Origin of the sequence: Actinomyces oris (assembly GCF_001937665.1) — a bacterium.
GTDB lineage: Bacteria > Actinomycetota > Actinomycetes > Actinomycetales > Actinomycetaceae > Actinomyces > Actinomyces stomatis.
Genome location: NZ_MSKL01000008.1, coordinates 49,537 through 63,898, shown reverse-complemented (window position 1 = coordinate 63,898; position 14,362 = coordinate 49,537). Strand labels below are relative to the sequence as shown.

Here is a 14,362-nt window from a genome sequence, read left to right as displayed (position 1 = left end):
CCACACCGATCAGTGGACCAACAGGCGCCCGTCAGAGAAACGGCTCGCGTTCTCTCGGAGCCTTCAGCTCAGTCAGCTGGCCTGGCGGCGACGCATGACGAGGAAGGCACCGGTGCCGAGCAGGCCGGCGGCGGCGACTGCGACGGCGATGCTCGGACCAGTCGTGGCCAGCGCGGACTTCGTCGGGGTGGTGCGAGGAGCCGCGACCGCGGGAGTCGAGGACGGCTTGGCCGGGGTGCCGGTGGCCGTGACGGTCTTAGTGGTGGCCTTGGTGGTCGTGGTGGCCGGAGCGGACGGCGTCGGGGTGGCCGCGGGGGCGGTGGTCTCGGTCGCCGGAGGAGCGACCGGAGCCGCAGGAGTCGTCTCAGTGGTCGGCGTCGACGACGTGGTCTCCGGGGTCGGCTGCGGGGCCGGGGTGTCCGACGGAGGGGTGTCGTTCGTCGTCGTCGTCGTGGTGTTAGTGGTCGTCGTGGTGGTGTTGCTGGTTGTGCTGGTCGTCTGGGTCAGCGTCGTGTTGCTGACGTTGTAGGCGGCGAAGTTCTGAGTGGCGTACCACTTGCCGTCCGAGGTCTGGGCGAATCCGATGCCGATGGAGTTGACGTTCGGGTCCGTCATGTTCTTGTAGTGGCCGGGGGAGTTGAGCCACTGGTCGAAGATCAGCGCGCCGGTGTCGCCACCCGCGGTACGCCAGGCCACGTTCTCAGAGCCGGTGGTCCAACCCGCCGGGTAGGCCGACGTGAAGTCGGGGCGGTGACTCATGTTGTTGGCGGCCGCCTGCTGCTCGGACCAGTCCTGTGCGACGGAGTCCAGCTCCTGGTACCGGGTCACGGGCTGAAGGCCCAGGCTGCTGCGCAGCTCGTTGACCTTGTTCAGGACGGTGTTGGCGTACTGGGACCCTTCCGTGGTCACCTGGGCGGAAACCGCGGCGGCAGCGGCCGGCGCCCCCTGAGGAGCGGCCGGAGCGGCCGGAGCGGCCAGTGCGGCAGAGGAGGCGGTCAGCGGCACGACGGTGAGCGCAGCTGCGGCGATGACGCGCTTGATGTTCATGTGTCGTTCTCTCTGATCGGGAATGTGAGAACACAGTCTGATTTGCGCAAACGGTTATGAGTCGATGCGCAGGATGCTGTGAGACACCCTTGATGTCGGTGTTCACTCAACCACAGTCGCGCCAGCCATGCATGTTATTAGGCTGTGACTTTTCTGACCGAATTCATCGTGCGGCTGAATCGGGTGGTCAACCATGAGGGGTAGTTCTTTCGTCTTCAGATACCGATGAAAAGTGGGGACAGGTAGTGGATGGGAGGTGTGAGTGGCGTCATTGCAACGTTTACTTGATCGTGATTAAGGGTGGTGGATTCTCATGAAGGGTCGGAAATCTAAATAGACCTCATGGTTGTTATAGAGGGTGCAAATGTGAATGGTGTTGATAAGGTTAATGTCGGAAGAATGTGGGAGCGCTGCTGTCAACGCACTATCACCGAAAAAATCCGCACCCTCTTGGGAGGGTGCGGATCTTCATGCTGGTCGGGCTGGCGGGATTTGAACCCACGACCCCTTGACCCCCAGTCAAGTGCGCTACCAAACTGCGCCACAGCCCGTTGGCTCGCGGCAGAGGGCCGCTTGCAACGAGCAGAACCTTAACCCATCGGACCGCTCCTTCAGAAATCTGCTGGCGGTGAGGCCGCTCACCCCAGCGCATCAGAAGCGGTCGTCCTGATGGCGCCCTCCTCCCATGAGGGCGTCGAGCTGACGTCGCTCCTTCTTCGTGGGCCGTCCCGCACCGCGATCTCGGATGACGGCGGCCGGCGCATCCAGAGGGGACGGGCGAGGGGGAGAGGAGTCGATGTACGCGGTGCGGGCGATGGGCGCCCCCACCCTTTTGGTGAGGATCCGAGTGACGGTCAGCAGCCGGTCGAACCCATCGACGCGGTAGCGGACCTCGTCTCCCACCGAGACGTGCTGGGCGGGCTTGGCGGTCTCTCCGTTGACACGCACGTGCCCTGCCTTGCAAGCGCTCGTCGCGGCCGAGCGGGACTTGATCTGCCGCACGCTCCACAGCCAGACGTCGATGCGAGCCGACGCCGGGGCGCTTGGGGCGCTGTCGCCGCCGGGCATGGAACCAGGATGAGCTGCCATGACGGCATCCTAGGCAAGAGGCTCAGTAGCGGGACATGGAACGGCTTCGACGCCGTGAAGCTCTACGCCCTCGGCGACGGCCTCGAAGGATGAGCCCCCACCCCAGCACCAGGGCGCCGAAGGCCGTGAGCGCGGAGTAGCCAGGGCTGCGCCAGACAACGGAGCCGATCTCCTTGGCGGTGCGAGTGGCCTGCTCCGGGAGGGACACGGTTCCGTCCCCACCAGCGAGACAGTCGTCCAGGGTGGAACGCAATGCGTCCTTGTCGGTCTGGGGCAGGCCGAGCCGGTAGGCGGCGGCCACTGAGACGAACCGACGTGCGTAGATACAACGGTAGGAGGCATTGGCCGGCCACCAGCCACCCGGGCCGGTAGAACGCCAGCTCCCGGTCTCTGTGGAACCAACGGGACAGCTCGCCGGGCCGCAGGCGCCCTTGGCCTGGTTGGCCTCACCCTCAACGGCGACGAGATTCAGCGGGTCGTTGGCCGCCAGCAGCCGGGTTCGTTCATCCCACTGCCAGGCCCCGTGGGCGTAAAGGTAGTTCAGCGGCACCACATGGTCGATCTGAACAGCCGCTGAGGTCTCCTGGCCACGTGTGAAGGTAATCCTTCTGCCGGTGTAGGGATCCTGAAGCGCACCTGCCCAGACGGTGGCGTCCGGGCACACGCCCGCACCCTGGCCACGTCCTTCCTCACGAGGCTGTACGCCGTCGGCACGCGAGAAGTCGGCGTCTGTCAGGTCCCGGGCCAGGATCTCGTTACGAGTGTCGCATCCGTCACCGTCGACATCGGTCCACGCCTCGCCGAACCAGCCGGTGCGGGAGCCTCCCTCCGCCCAGGACCGGGCGGCCGGAGCGTCCTCAGGCAGTTCCGAAAGCGCCTCAAGAGAGGCGCTCGGAGACAGGATGAAGTCTCCTCTGCGGTCCCAGGGCGCCTCGTGGAGGGCGGCGAGCTCGGCGGTCGTGGACGTCGTGGACTTTGGGGAGGGGGCCGGCGAGGTCTCGTCAGCGTGGACGGGAAGAGCAGCCGTCATCCCCGACATACTGAGCGCGCCGAGCACCGAGAGGTGCGCCAGGATCCGGCCGGAAGCGTTCATGGGGCTACGGTAGCCTCACCCACCGACGGGAATTCCAGGTGTCGTCTGCCCGGGAAGCGTCAGCAGCTCGACCGAATCGGACTCAAGCAGCCATCAGGGCGTTGGCCGACTCATCCAGGTACCAGGTGGTCTGCTCTCCCCGGCAGCACGAGGCTGGCGCCTTGAGTACATCGGGGGTACCCAGCCCCAGGCGTACCGCCTCGGCCTTGCCCTCACCGCCGGCCACGACCATGACTCGGCCTGCGCGCTGCAGCGCCTCGAAGGTCAGGGAGTAACGCTCGGGAGGCGGCTTGGGCGAGTTACGCACTGCCACAGCAGGGACTCCTACTGCAAGTGCGGCCGGGTGCCCGGGAAACAGCGAGCAGACGTGGGCGTCAGGTCCCAGCCCCACGTGGACGACATCGAATCCGCCGTGAGGCAGTCCCGCCGACTCGAGCTCATGGACCATGCGAGCCGTCGCCTCATCCAGGCCGCCGACCTCGTTCGGAGCGGCCAGCCGGTGAGTCTGAGACTCTCGCATGCCTGCGGCAATGAGCGGCGCAGCCAGCAGATCGTTACGCTCCGGGGCGCCCACGGGTACGAAGCGCTCGTCACCGAACCACAGGTGGATGGCGCGACGCACCGGTTCGGGCTGGGCGACGATGAGCGGCGCGAGGGCCTCAGCCAGTGCCATCCCGCCGGAACCGCCTGTCAGTACCAGATGGGCGACTCCCCGGGCCGCCACCGCCCTGGCCAGGATCCGCATGGTGTCCTCGCAGGCCCTTCGAGCGGCGTCACCCAGTGTTGGAACCACGACGACAGCTGGTGTCGCAGCCGCAGCCGCGGCCGACTGGATCTCAGCGATGACCTGGGCGTCGGGTGTGCGGTTGTCAGCCATTCACGGGCTCCTCGAGCAGTGTGGCCAAGACCTCCTGGTAGACGAGATCGGGGGTGAGCCGGCGCAGTTCCTCATTGAGAGTGCTGATCGGTTCTCGTCGCGCCATCGTCACCACCTGGGGCTCGGGGGATCCGGGGCGCGTGATCGTGACCCGCTCCAGATCATGGCGAGCGATGATGATCTCACCGTCGTCGGTTCTGGCGGTGATGGAGGAGATGCCCTTGAAGTCCTCCTCATCGACTCGCATGACCGGCACGTCCAGCCGCAGCCGCAGCCAGGCGATCATGAGTGAGAGCGAGGAGTTTCTCGGCTCTCCGGCCACCACTACCTCCCGCAGGCTGCCTGCGCGCAGTAGCGGGTCCAGGGTGGAGGCCACCATGGCGCGCCACAGAGTGATCCTGGTCCAGGCCAGGTCGATGTCACCTCGCACGCTCACCGGTGCCAGCTCCCGCAACGCCCTGGCCGGGAAGTCCTGCGCGGGAGTGTTGGTGATGCGCGTGGAGCCCAGGCGGCCCAAGGGGTCCTGCGAGGGGACCTCGGGGACAGTCGTCGGCCACCACACGACCACTGGGGCGTCCGGCAGGAGGAAGGGGACCACCAGTGTGTCGGTGTGCAGAGCGGCCTCGTCCCAAGGCCGCAGGACCAGTGTCTCGCCGGCGCCGGCGTCGTGACCGACACGGATCTCGGCGTCCAGGTGTCCTCCTGCCTGGGCCGAGACATGACCGTCGCGGCTGCGTGGAGTCACTCGACCAGTGTCCTCCTCAGGTGGCTTGACGACGGCGATGATTCGGCTGGGATGGTCCCGGCTGGCGCCGTGCGCGGCGCACAGCGCATCCTCCAGACCCTTCTCGTCCGTGGAGATCACGAGCGTCAGCACCCGGGAGGAGCCCGAGGTCCCCTCGTGCTCCACCAGTCGGGAGACGATCCGGGAGGTGGTCGTCGCGGTCAGTGTGGTGATCATGAGCGCCTCCAGGTGCGGCCGTCGCGGGCAAGGAGATCATGGGCACTGGCCGGTCCCCAGGAGCCGGGGCGATAGCCCTCAGGGCTCCCACCAGCGCTCCAGTGCTCGATGACGGGATCCAGGATGCGCCAGGACAGGTCGACCTCGCGCTGGTGGGGGAACAGTGGGGCGTCGCCCAGGAGCGCATCGAGGATGAGACGCTCGTAGGCCTCCGGCGACTCCTCGTTGAAGGTGGCTCCGTAGCCGAAGTCCATGGAGACGTCGCGCAGCTCCATCTGGGTTCCGGGAACCTTGGACGCCAGCCGTAGCGTAATGCCCTCATCAGGCTGGATGCGCAGCACGATCGTATTGGCCCCCACGGCCGTGGTGGCAGCCGACTCGAACGGCAGGAACGGCGGCTGCTTGAAAACGACGGCGACCTCAGTGACCCGGCGGGCCAGGCGCTTACCGGCGCGCAGGTAGAACGGCACGCCGGCCCAGCGGCGGTTGGCGATCTCCAGACGCAGGGCGGCGAAGGTCTCGGTGCGTGAGTCGGCGGCGACTCCGTCCTCCTCCAGGTAGCCCCGCACCGGCAGCCCTCCCTGGAAGCCGGCGTCGTAACGGCCCCGGGCAGTGGTGAGGTCCAGGTCCAGGACTCCGTCGCGCTCCAGGCGCACGCAGTTGAGCACCTTCTCCTTCTCCAGGCGCACCGCGGCCGCCTCCATACTGGTGGGCTCCTCCATGGCCGTCAGTGCCAGGAGCTGGAGCAGGTGGTTCTGGATGACGTCGCGAGCAGAGCCGATGGTGTCGTAGTAGCCGGCCCTGGTGCCGATACCGATGTCCTCGGCCATGGTGATCTGGACGTGGTCGACGTAGCGCTGGTTCCACAGCGGCTCGAACATCGTATTGGCGAATCTCAACGCCAGGATGTTCTGCACCGTCTCCTTGCCCAGGTAGTGGTCGACCCGGAAGACGTCGTCGGGACGCACGATGCGTCCCACGAGGGCGTCGAGCTCTCGGGCGCTGGAGCGGTTGTGCCCGAAGGGCTTCTCGATGACGACGCGGCGCCAGGAGTCGGCGGACTCCTCTACGAGCCCGGAGCGGGCGATGCGCTCGGTCACCGCTGGGAACCATCCCGGGGGGATCGACAGATAGAAGGCGCGGTTGCCGCGCGTGCCCCGGGTGGCGTCAAGGTCATCCACCACCCGAGTGAGCTGGTCGTAGGCGTCGTCGTCCTCGAAGGAGCTGAACTCCACGAAGCGCATGCCCGCTGCCAGCTGCTCCCAGATGGCGGGACGCCACGGGGTGCGGGCACCCGCCCGAGCCGATTCCTCCACGTAGCCGCGCAGGTCGTCGTCGGACCAGGGGCGTCGTCCGACACCCACCAGCGAGAAGCTGGGGGAGAGCAGGCCGCGGTTGGCCAGGTCGTAGATGGCGGGCAGGAGCTTGTGGCGGGCCAAGTCACCGGTGATGCCGAACATCACCAGAACGCAGGGGTCAGCGATACGCGGAAGGCGAAGGTCGCGGGCGTCGAGAAGCGGGTTGGCCGCCCGCGTGGGCCTCGACGACGGAAACGGAGTCGCAGAGTCGGAGCTGGACACGTCAGCCTTTCTGAGATTCGACGAACGGCGGACCAGACGTCACCAGCGGGCCGTCGGCGCACTGCGGCGATCTGACAGAGACGGTGAGGTGTCTGGTCAGGGCCGCCGTACCGGCTCGAGGAACCGTGCTGGCCGCACTCGTCACTCTAGCGCCCTCGCAAGTGGCTGACCCGGCAGGGACAGGCCTGCCGTGAGCCGTTACACGTCATTCGGGGCACGTCTGAACCACGGACGCTCCTCGTGCATGAGGACTGGACGCGGTAGGGTCATCGAGGTTGACAGGTACCGGTGGGTACTCGTCGGTGTCGTGAACCGGACTGTCGACACCCCCTTGTCGTCTCCCGGAGCGCAACCAATATCGTCCGCCACCAAGGCTTGGAACCGCAGCGCCGTCACAGGGGCTGCGGCACAGGAAAGGACTTCCATGAGCAGCTTCATCCCCGCACCGGCCACAGCCGACCTCGGTGTCTTCGGACTGGGGGTGATGGGGGCGAACCTGGCCCGCAACCTGGCTCGTCATGGTCACGCGGTCGCCGTCTTCAACCGCACGCTGGCACGCACCGAGAGGCTCATCGAACGCTACGGCTCCGAGGGCGACTTCGTGCCCGCGGCCGACCTGAAGGACTTCGTGGCGTCGCTGCGTACCCCCCGCGTGGCCATCATCATGGTCCAGGCCGGAGCGGCCACCGAGGCGGTCATCGAGGAGCTCGCCGCCCTCATGGAGCCCGGTGACATCATCGTCGACGCCGGCAACACGCTCTACACCGACACCCGGCGCCGTGAGGTCTCTCTGCGTGAGCGCGGCCTGCACTTCGTGGGCATGGGTGTCTCCGGCGGCGAGGAGGGGGCGTTGAACGGTCCGTCGATCATGCCCGGCGGTACTGCTGAGTCCTACGACCGCCTGGGGCCGATGCTGGAGTCCATCTCGGCCCACGTCGACGGTACGCCATGCTGCACCCACGTCGGCCCCGACGGCGCCGGCCACTTCGTCAAGATGGTCCACAACGGCATCGAGTACGCCGACATGCAGCTCATCGCCGAGGCCTACGACCTGCTGCGCCACGTCGGCGGGTTCACCGTGGAGGAGATCGCCGAGGTCTTCCGCTCCTGGAAGGATTCCGAGCTCGACTCCTACCTCATCGACATCACCACCGAGGTCCTGTCCCACACCGATGCGGCCACCGGTGAGGCCTTCGTCGACGTCGTCGTCGACGCGGCCGGCCAGAAGGGCACCGGTGTGTGGACCACCCAGACGGCCCTCGAGCTGGGCGTGGCGGTGCCCGCCATCGCCGAGGCCACCTTCGCGCGCGCGGTCTCCTCCTCCGCTGAGGCGCGGGCCGCTGTCCAGGCCTCCGACATCGCTCCGGGGACCACGCAGGCGACCCTGACCGATCCCGAGGAGCGACGCGCCTTCGTCGACGCCGTCAAGCAGGCCCTCTACGGCTCCAAGATCGCCGCCTACGCCCAGGGCTTCGATGAGATCGCCACCGCCTCCAAGCAGTTCGACTGGAACATCGACCTGGGCGCCATGGCCCGCATCTGGCGAGGCGGATGCATCATCCGTGCCCGCTTCCTGGATGACATCACCCGCGCCTACGACGAGAACCCGGCTCTGGCCAGTCTGCTCACGGCGCCGGTCTTCGCCTCCTCCCTGGCGAGCGTGCTGCCCGCCTGGCGCCAGGTCGTGGCCACCTCCGCCACCACCGGTGTCCCCGCCCCGGCCTTCGCCTCCTCCCTGGCCTACGTCGACCAGCTGCGCTCACGGCGCCTGCCGGCCGCCCTCATCCAGGGACAGCGTGACTTCTTCGGCTCGCACACCTACCACCGCACCGACGACGTCGAGGGCGTCTACCACACCCTGTGGGCCACGCCTGAGCGTACCGAGGAGAAGTGGGACTGAGACCGACGAGGTCTTGTGCAGGCATCGACCGCGATCATATGACGCTAGATTCTGGCGCATGACGACCACTGCGCCCGCCCGCTCAGACAGCCCCACGAACCTGCGTCACGAGGAGGCCTCCTGGCGATCGTCGGTGTGCCAGGTGCCCTCCAGTCACGTGGCCGTCGACGTCTCCGAGGCCACCGCACGTCACGAGGCCGCCTTCAGCGTGCGTTGCCTGATGCGGCTGGACATCAGGCAACGCGCCGAAGGCCTCTGGGTGGACTTCGTGGGGCAGGCGGTCGACTCGCTCAGCGTCGATGGGCAACCGATCCCGGTGGCCTGGGACGGGGCCCGCATCGACCTGCCCGTCCTCGACCCGGGTGAGCACACGGTGGAGATCACGGCGCGCGGCCTCTACTCCAACTCGGGTCAGGGGCTGCACCGCTTCCACGATCCCGTCGACGGCGCCACCTACCTCTACACCCACTTCGAGCCCTCCGACGCGCGCAGGGCCTGGCCGGTCATGGAGCAGCCGGACATCAAGACCCGCTTCTCGCTGGAGGTCACCCACCCGCACGGCTGGACGATCATGTCCAATACTCGTCCGGAAGCAGGAGGATCGAGCCCCCAGACCCCGACAGGCACCGACTCCGCCTGTGAGGTGACATCCTTCGCCGCCTCCAGGCCCCTGCCCAGCTACCTCACCGCACTGGCCGCAGGCCCCTGGCACCGAGTGACCGGGCAATGGGCGTCTCCGAGCCGTCCGGGTCTGACGATCCCCTTGTCCTGGTCCTGCCGAGAGAGCCTGGCCGAGCACCTCGACGCCACCGAGCTCCTCGACCTGACCCGCGCCGGTCTGGACCTCTACGACCGCGCCTACGACTACGGCTTCCCCTGGGACTCGTACGACAGCGTGCTCGTCCCGGAGTACAACCTCGGAGCCATGGAGAACCCGGGCTGCGTCACCTTCAACGAGGACCTCTACCTCTTCCGGGGGCCGGTCACCCGCTCCCAGAGGGCCGGACGCGCCAACACGATCCTCCACGAGATGTGTCACATGTGGTTCGGCGATCTCGTGACCCCCACGTGGTGGGAGGACACCTGGCTCAAGGAGTCCTTCGCCGATCACCAGGGCACCTGGGCCGAGGCCGAGGCGGCCGGCTACACCGAGGCCTGGGTGAGCTTCGCCTCCACCCGTAAGGCATGGGCCTACCTGGAGGACTCCCGGCCGGCCACCACCCACCCCATCGTCGCGCAGGTCGACGACGTCGAAGCCGCCCGGCAGGCCTTCGACGGCATCACCTACGCCAAGGGCGCCGCCGTCCTCAAGCAGCTCGTCGCCCACGTCGGCCAGGAAGCCTTCCTCAATGCCTCGGGGCTCCTCTTCGAGTGCAGAGCCTACGGCAACGCCTCCCTGGACGACTTCCTGCACGTGCTTTCCCAGATCTCAGGCCACGATATGCACGACTGGGCCCGCGCCTGGCTCCACACCGCAGGCCCCTCGGTCATCACCGACGAGCTGGTCGTTCACGAGGGGCGGATCGCCTCCTTGACCCTGAGGCAAGAAGGAACCGACCCGGTGACCGGACAGTCCGTGCTGCGTCCGCACACGCTCGTCGTCGGCCTGTACTCCTTCGACGGGGACGGTGCGCTGGTGCGCACCCACAGGCTCCCGGTCTCCCTGGAGACCGGGAGCCTCGACGTCGCCGAGGCCGTGGGCCTGCCCGCTCCCGATCTCGTTGTCGTCAACGACGAGGACCTCACCTATGCCATTGTGAGGCCTGACGATGCCTCGCTGTCCTGTCTGATCACCTCCCTCGGCTCCCTGCGCGATCCCATGGCGCGTTCCCTGGCCTGGTCGATGCTGCACAACCTCGTGCGTGACGCGGTCATCGATGCAGCACTGTTCGTCCAGGCCGTCCTGGCGCACGCCGACGATGACACCGAGCCGAGCACCTTGACCATTCTGCTGAACCAGGCACTACGAGTCGCCAGCAGGTATGCCGGCCCGCATACGCGTCGCGCACTCCTGGAACGCCTCCTGGCCGATGACTCGACGGAGCCCCCGGGACAGAAGGATCCGGTCGTCCTGCACGGAGGGTGGGGCAGGCTCCGTGCCGCTGCGCCGGGCTCCGACGCGCAGATCGTGCGCGCCCGGGCCTGGCTGGATGCCGCCGGGCAGGCGGGGCTGCTCGGTGAGGGGAGGAGCGTCCAGGTGTCCGCACGTGTCCGCGGGATTCTGGAGGGCGCTCTGCCCGGCCTGGAGCTGGATGCCGACATGCGGTGGCGTGCCCTGACCGCCCTGGCGCAGCTGGACGCCGTTCGTGCCGGCGAGCTCGAGGCGCAGCAGAAGGCGGACCCGACGGCCAGTGGCATCACCCATCACCTGAGGGCCTCCAGCTCGATACCCCGCCAGGACCTCAAGGCCGAGGTCTTCGACCGGCTTCTGAACGACACCTCGCTGAGCAACGACCACATCGACGCCCTGGTGGCGGGCTTCGCCGTCGATGCTCATCGGGATCTGACCGCGGCATTCACTTCCCGCTACCTTCACGAGCTTCAAGGACTGTGGGCCGGGCGTGGTCAGGAGATCGCCACTCGGTTGGTCGTAGGGCTCTTCCCCGCCAGCGGGGACGAGGCGGATGCTCAGGCGGTCGAGGACTGGCTCGCGAAGCACCCCGAGGCGCCGTCGGCACTGCGCCGGCTCATCCTCAAGAGCGTTGACGACCTGAGACGTGCTCTGACCGCCCGACGTACTGGTTCAGCAGATCTGTGAGGGCCAGATCATCTCCGCCTCTGTGAGACCTTTGTCCTAGCCTGACCAACATCAATGACGGACCGTGATCCGTTTGAGACCTTTATTCGGCGCTCCCGGCCACCTCGAGGGCCTTGTCGGGCGCGTGCAGCGGGTAGGCTGCTCGTCAAACATGGAGAGCCGTGTCGTGGTGTTGACTCGACGGCGGTGCAACGAACGGTATGGTGGTCCCTGAGGCGGCGCACCGGGCGCCGCAACGAACCGAGGGGCAGGAATAATGTCGAGCAGTCCGATCGAGCAGGATCCCTCCTCCACACAGACCTTTGGGGTCGTCGACGTCGCCAACTCAGTTGACTCCCCGGTGGTGGGGCTGAGCCAGCAGGACGCCGCCGCGATCGCTGCCCTGCCGTCGGGAACGGCGCTTCTCCTCGTCCACCACGGCCCGACCACTGGTGCGCGGTTCCTCCTGGATGCTGAGGAGACGACCGTGGGACGCCACCCGCGTGCCGACATCTTCCTTGACGACGTCACCGTCTCCAGGAAGCACGCGGTCTTCTCGTCTCTGCCCGATGGTGGGTACGGGGTTCGTGACTCCGGTTCGCTCAATGGAACGTATGTCAACCGCACGCGAGTGGAGCAGGTGGCTCTTCGCTCCGGCGATGAGGTCCAGATCGGCAAGTACCGGATGACCTACCACCCCGGCCCCCAGGGCGGAGCCGCGTCTCGGTGAGCGCCGCAACCGCACGAAGCAAGAAGCGAGATGCCCCCTCCTCCTTGCTCGAGGCCTCTGAGCGCCCGGCAGGCGAGACCTGGCCCCGCGGCATCTCTCGAGAGCCTGTGATGAAGATCGGGCAGGTGGTGGATCTCCTCAAGGTGGAGTTCCCGGCCCTGTCGATCTCCAAGGTTCGTTATCTCGAGGGCGAGGGGCTCATCAGTCCTCACCGTGTCGGCAACGGTTACCGTCGCTATTCGCAGGCGGACTTGGAGCGTCTGCGCTATGCCTTGGCTGTGCAGCGGGACGAGTACCTCCCGTTGCACGTCATCCGTGACCGTCTGGCGCTCCTGGACGCCGACGTCGAGGCCCCCGCACCACAGCCCGTTGCCCGGGTGGTCGCCCGGGATGGTCAGATCGTCGACGACGGCCCCATGGACCTGGAGGCTCTCCTGGCCCACTCCGGCGCCAGTGAGTCTCAGATCGAGGAGCTCGTCGCCGTTGGGCTCATCAGCCCCGATGTCCGTGGGCGTTACAGCCAGCAGAATCTGAGGACCGTGCGCCTGGCCATGGAGATCACCCGCAAGGGAGTGCCTCTGCGCAACCTGCGTGCGGTGCGAGCCTCGGCTGAGCGGGAGGCGGACACGATCGACCAGGCAGTGGCCCCGCGCCGGTCGCGGTCGCGTAGCGCCGGTGAGGAGACGGCTCGGGAGCTGGCCGAGCTCGTCGCGGACCTGCACACGATTCTGCTGCGTCGCGCCGTGGATGCGCTGGGCTGAGGGCGAGTGCACGCACGCCCGGTAGGCGGTCGCCTGGCCGGGCTGTTTTGTATCGACAAAGGTCAGCGTGCATCGTGTGCGTGTTCCTAGGACAGGGATGACCGCCTCCCGTAGGGTTGGAACGTGCCATTGATGCAGTTGGTGGGTGTCAGATCCACCGATCCTGATGACGGCTTGGTCGCCGTCCTCGTGGAGGACGGAGGGCCGGCGATGCTGGCCATCCCGGTGACGGCGCACGAGGGGCTGGTTCTGCAGGCTCACGGCTCACACAGATCGCCGTCGTGGCCCAGGCTTCTCGATGACGTCGTCGAGGCATTGGGTGGTCGCATCGGGCGTACTGAGCTCGACGTCGACGATGACGCGCGCATCGTCGCCCGGCTCGTCGTTGAGACTCCTGCCTGTGCGAACCAGGTGATGACGGTTGCCTGTACTCCGGGGGAGGGGCTGCTTCTGAGTGGTTACCATCGGTTTCCGGTGCATGCCAGCAGGTCGCTGACGCGCCTGAGAGCTGTTGATCTCAGCGACGACCATGGCGCCGAGCGGCTTGCGCAGTGGCAGCGAACGCTGTCGGAGACCGATGACCTGGCCGACGACACGCGGGACTGATGTGACTCGTGTGACTGATGTTGTGATCTATGGCACGTGTTGTCAGTGTTGTGTTACCGGTGATCTGGCTCCATCGCAAGGAATTGTCGACACGTGCGTGCAGACCGTTGACCTCAGCTGGAGATTCATGCCTGACGGCACAACGAGTTGGGGCGTGCCCTTCGTTGAGCATCGCCTCAACTGGCCCTATCGTGGAGCCGTGGCCGCACGAGGCGGGCCGCCGCGCCAGTTTCAGGTGCGTGTTCTTCCGGTGACAGGAGCAGGTCGTGAGCATGAATGAAGCCAGTGCGATAGCAAGGCCTCAGCGTACTCAGGGCATGCTGTTCGGCGACCCGTTGCCGCAACTCGATGCGGACTCGGGCTACCGAGGGCCGGTGGCCTGCCGTGCCGCCGGTATCACGTACCGCCAGCTCGACTACTGGGCGCGCACCGGACTGGTCGAGCCGTCGATTCGGAGCGCCAAGGGATCGGGCTCTCAGCGGCTCTACTCCTTCCGCGACATCCTGGTCCTCAAGGTCGTCAAGCGCCTCCTGGACACCGGGGTCTCGCTGCAGCAGATCCGCACGGCCGTCAGTGCCCTCCACTCCCGCGGCGTCGAGGACCTGGCCTCCATCACCCTCATGAGCGACGGCGCCTCGGTCTACGAGTGCACCTCGGCCGATGAGGTCGTTGACCTGGTCGCCGGCGGCCAGGGCGTCTTCGGTATCGCTGTGGGGCGGGTATGGCACGAGGTCGAAGGAGCGCTGGCGGATCTTCCCGTCGATCACGCCCAGGCGCTCGGGACGCCGCTGGTCGAGGATGAGCTGGCCAAGCGTCGCGCCGCCAAGCGGCAGCAGGCCATCTGAGCGCCGCGAGACGCGCACCATTCAACTGCTTGTTCGCCGAGGCTGGAACCCGTCGTGACGGTTCCAGCCTCGAACGTATTCTGGCTTCGTCAATTCGACTCATGACAGGGTGGATGCCGCCGCGGTGCGGCTTTCC

Annotated in this window: 12 protein-coding genes and 1 tRNA gene; 6 read left to right on the top strand and 7 right to left on the bottom strand. The window is 67.1% G+C overall.

What is annotated here, in order from left to right:
- Positions 1–72: 72 nt before the first annotated feature.
- The 7 genes from BKH28_RS03805 to zwf all read right to left on the bottom strand — a co-directional run bounded on the left by BKH28_RS03805 (position 73) and on the right by zwf (position 6,647).
- Positions 73–1,047, bottom strand: a complete 975-nt coding sequence (locus tag BKH28_RS03805; RefSeq protein ID WP_075417555.1) for a CAP domain-containing protein — start codon at positions 1,045–1,047, stop codon at positions 73–75.
- A gap of 474 nt (positions 1,048–1,521) precedes the next feature.
- Positions 1,522–1,598, bottom strand: a tRNA-Pro gene (locus BKH28_RS03800).
- Between the two features lie 100 nt (positions 1,599–1,698).
- Positions 1,699–2,136, bottom strand: coding sequence for an RNA-binding S4 domain-containing protein (locus BKH28_RS03795; protein ID WP_075417554.1), 438 nt, complete (start codon positions 2,134–2,136; stop codon positions 1,699–1,701).
- Positions 2,137–2,158: 22 nt separating this feature from the next.
- Positions 2,159–3,229 carry an HNH endonuclease family protein gene (locus BKH28_RS03790; RefSeq protein ID WP_075417553.1) on the bottom strand — a complete coding sequence of 357 codons (1,071 nt, stop codon included), beginning with the start codon at positions 3,227–3,229 and terminating at the stop codon, positions 2,159–2,161.
- 82 nt (positions 3,230–3,311) lie between these two features.
- Entirely contained in the window at positions 3,312–4,106 is a 795-nt protein-coding gene (pgl, locus tag BKH28_RS03785; RefSeq protein ID WP_075417552.1) for a 6-phosphogluconolactonase, read from the bottom strand.
- Complete coding sequence (locus BKH28_RS03780) at positions 4,099–5,067, bottom strand: glucose-6-phosphate dehydrogenase assembly protein OpcA (protein WP_075417551.1); 969 nt, start codon at positions 5,065–5,067, stop codon at positions 4,099–4,101. The genes pgl and BKH28_RS03780 overlap by 8 nt, the downstream gene beginning before the upstream one ends.
- The gene (zwf, locus tag BKH28_RS03775; protein WP_075417550.1) at positions 5,064–6,647 is read right to left on the bottom strand and encodes a glucose-6-phosphate dehydrogenase; all 1,584 of its coding nucleotides are present in this window, start codon (positions 6,645–6,647) and stop codon (positions 5,064–5,066) included. Before zwf ends, BKH28_RS03780 begins: the two co-directional genes overlap by 4 nt.
- A gap of 424 nt (positions 6,648–7,071) precedes the next feature.
- On the opposite strand from zwf, the gene gndA reads away from it, so the two are divergent.
- The 6 genes from gndA (at position 7,072) to BKH28_RS03745 (ending at position 14,226) form a co-directional block, all read left to right on the top strand.
- Positions 7,072–8,547 carry an NADP-dependent phosphogluconate dehydrogenase gene (gndA, locus tag BKH28_RS03770; RefSeq protein WP_075417549.1) on the top strand — a complete coding sequence of 492 codons (1,476 nt, stop codon included), beginning with the start codon at positions 7,072–7,074 and terminating at the stop codon, positions 8,545–8,547.
- 58 nt (positions 8,548–8,605) lie between these two features.
- Positions 8,606–11,305: an aminopeptidase N gene (pepN, locus tag BKH28_RS03765; protein ID WP_075417548.1), complete on the top strand. Its 2,700-nt coding sequence runs from the start codon at positions 8,606–8,608 to the stop codon at positions 11,303–11,305.
- 256 nt (positions 11,306–11,561) lie between these two features.
- Positions 11,562–12,014, top strand: a complete 453-nt coding sequence (locus BKH28_RS03760; RefSeq protein WP_075417547.1) for an FHA domain-containing protein — start codon at positions 11,562–11,564, stop codon at positions 12,012–12,014.
- A complete protein-coding gene (locus BKH28_RS03755) occupies positions 12,011–12,775 on the top strand; it encodes a MerR family transcriptional regulator (protein ID WP_178388823.1) in 765 nt (254 codons plus the stop codon). The genes BKH28_RS03760 and BKH28_RS03755 overlap by 4 nt, the downstream gene beginning before the upstream one ends.
- A 132-nt stretch (positions 12,776–12,907) precedes the next feature.
- Entirely contained in the window at positions 12,908–13,381 is a 474-nt protein-coding gene (locus BKH28_RS03750; RefSeq protein ID WP_075417546.1) for a DUF151 domain-containing protein, read from the top strand.
- A gap of 317 nt (positions 13,382–13,698) precedes the next feature.
- Complete coding sequence (locus BKH28_RS03745; RefSeq protein ID WP_009397704.1) at positions 13,699–14,226, top strand: MerR family transcriptional regulator; 528 nt, start codon at positions 13,699–13,701, stop codon at positions 14,224–14,226.
- Positions 14,227–14,362 lie beyond the last annotated feature (136 nt).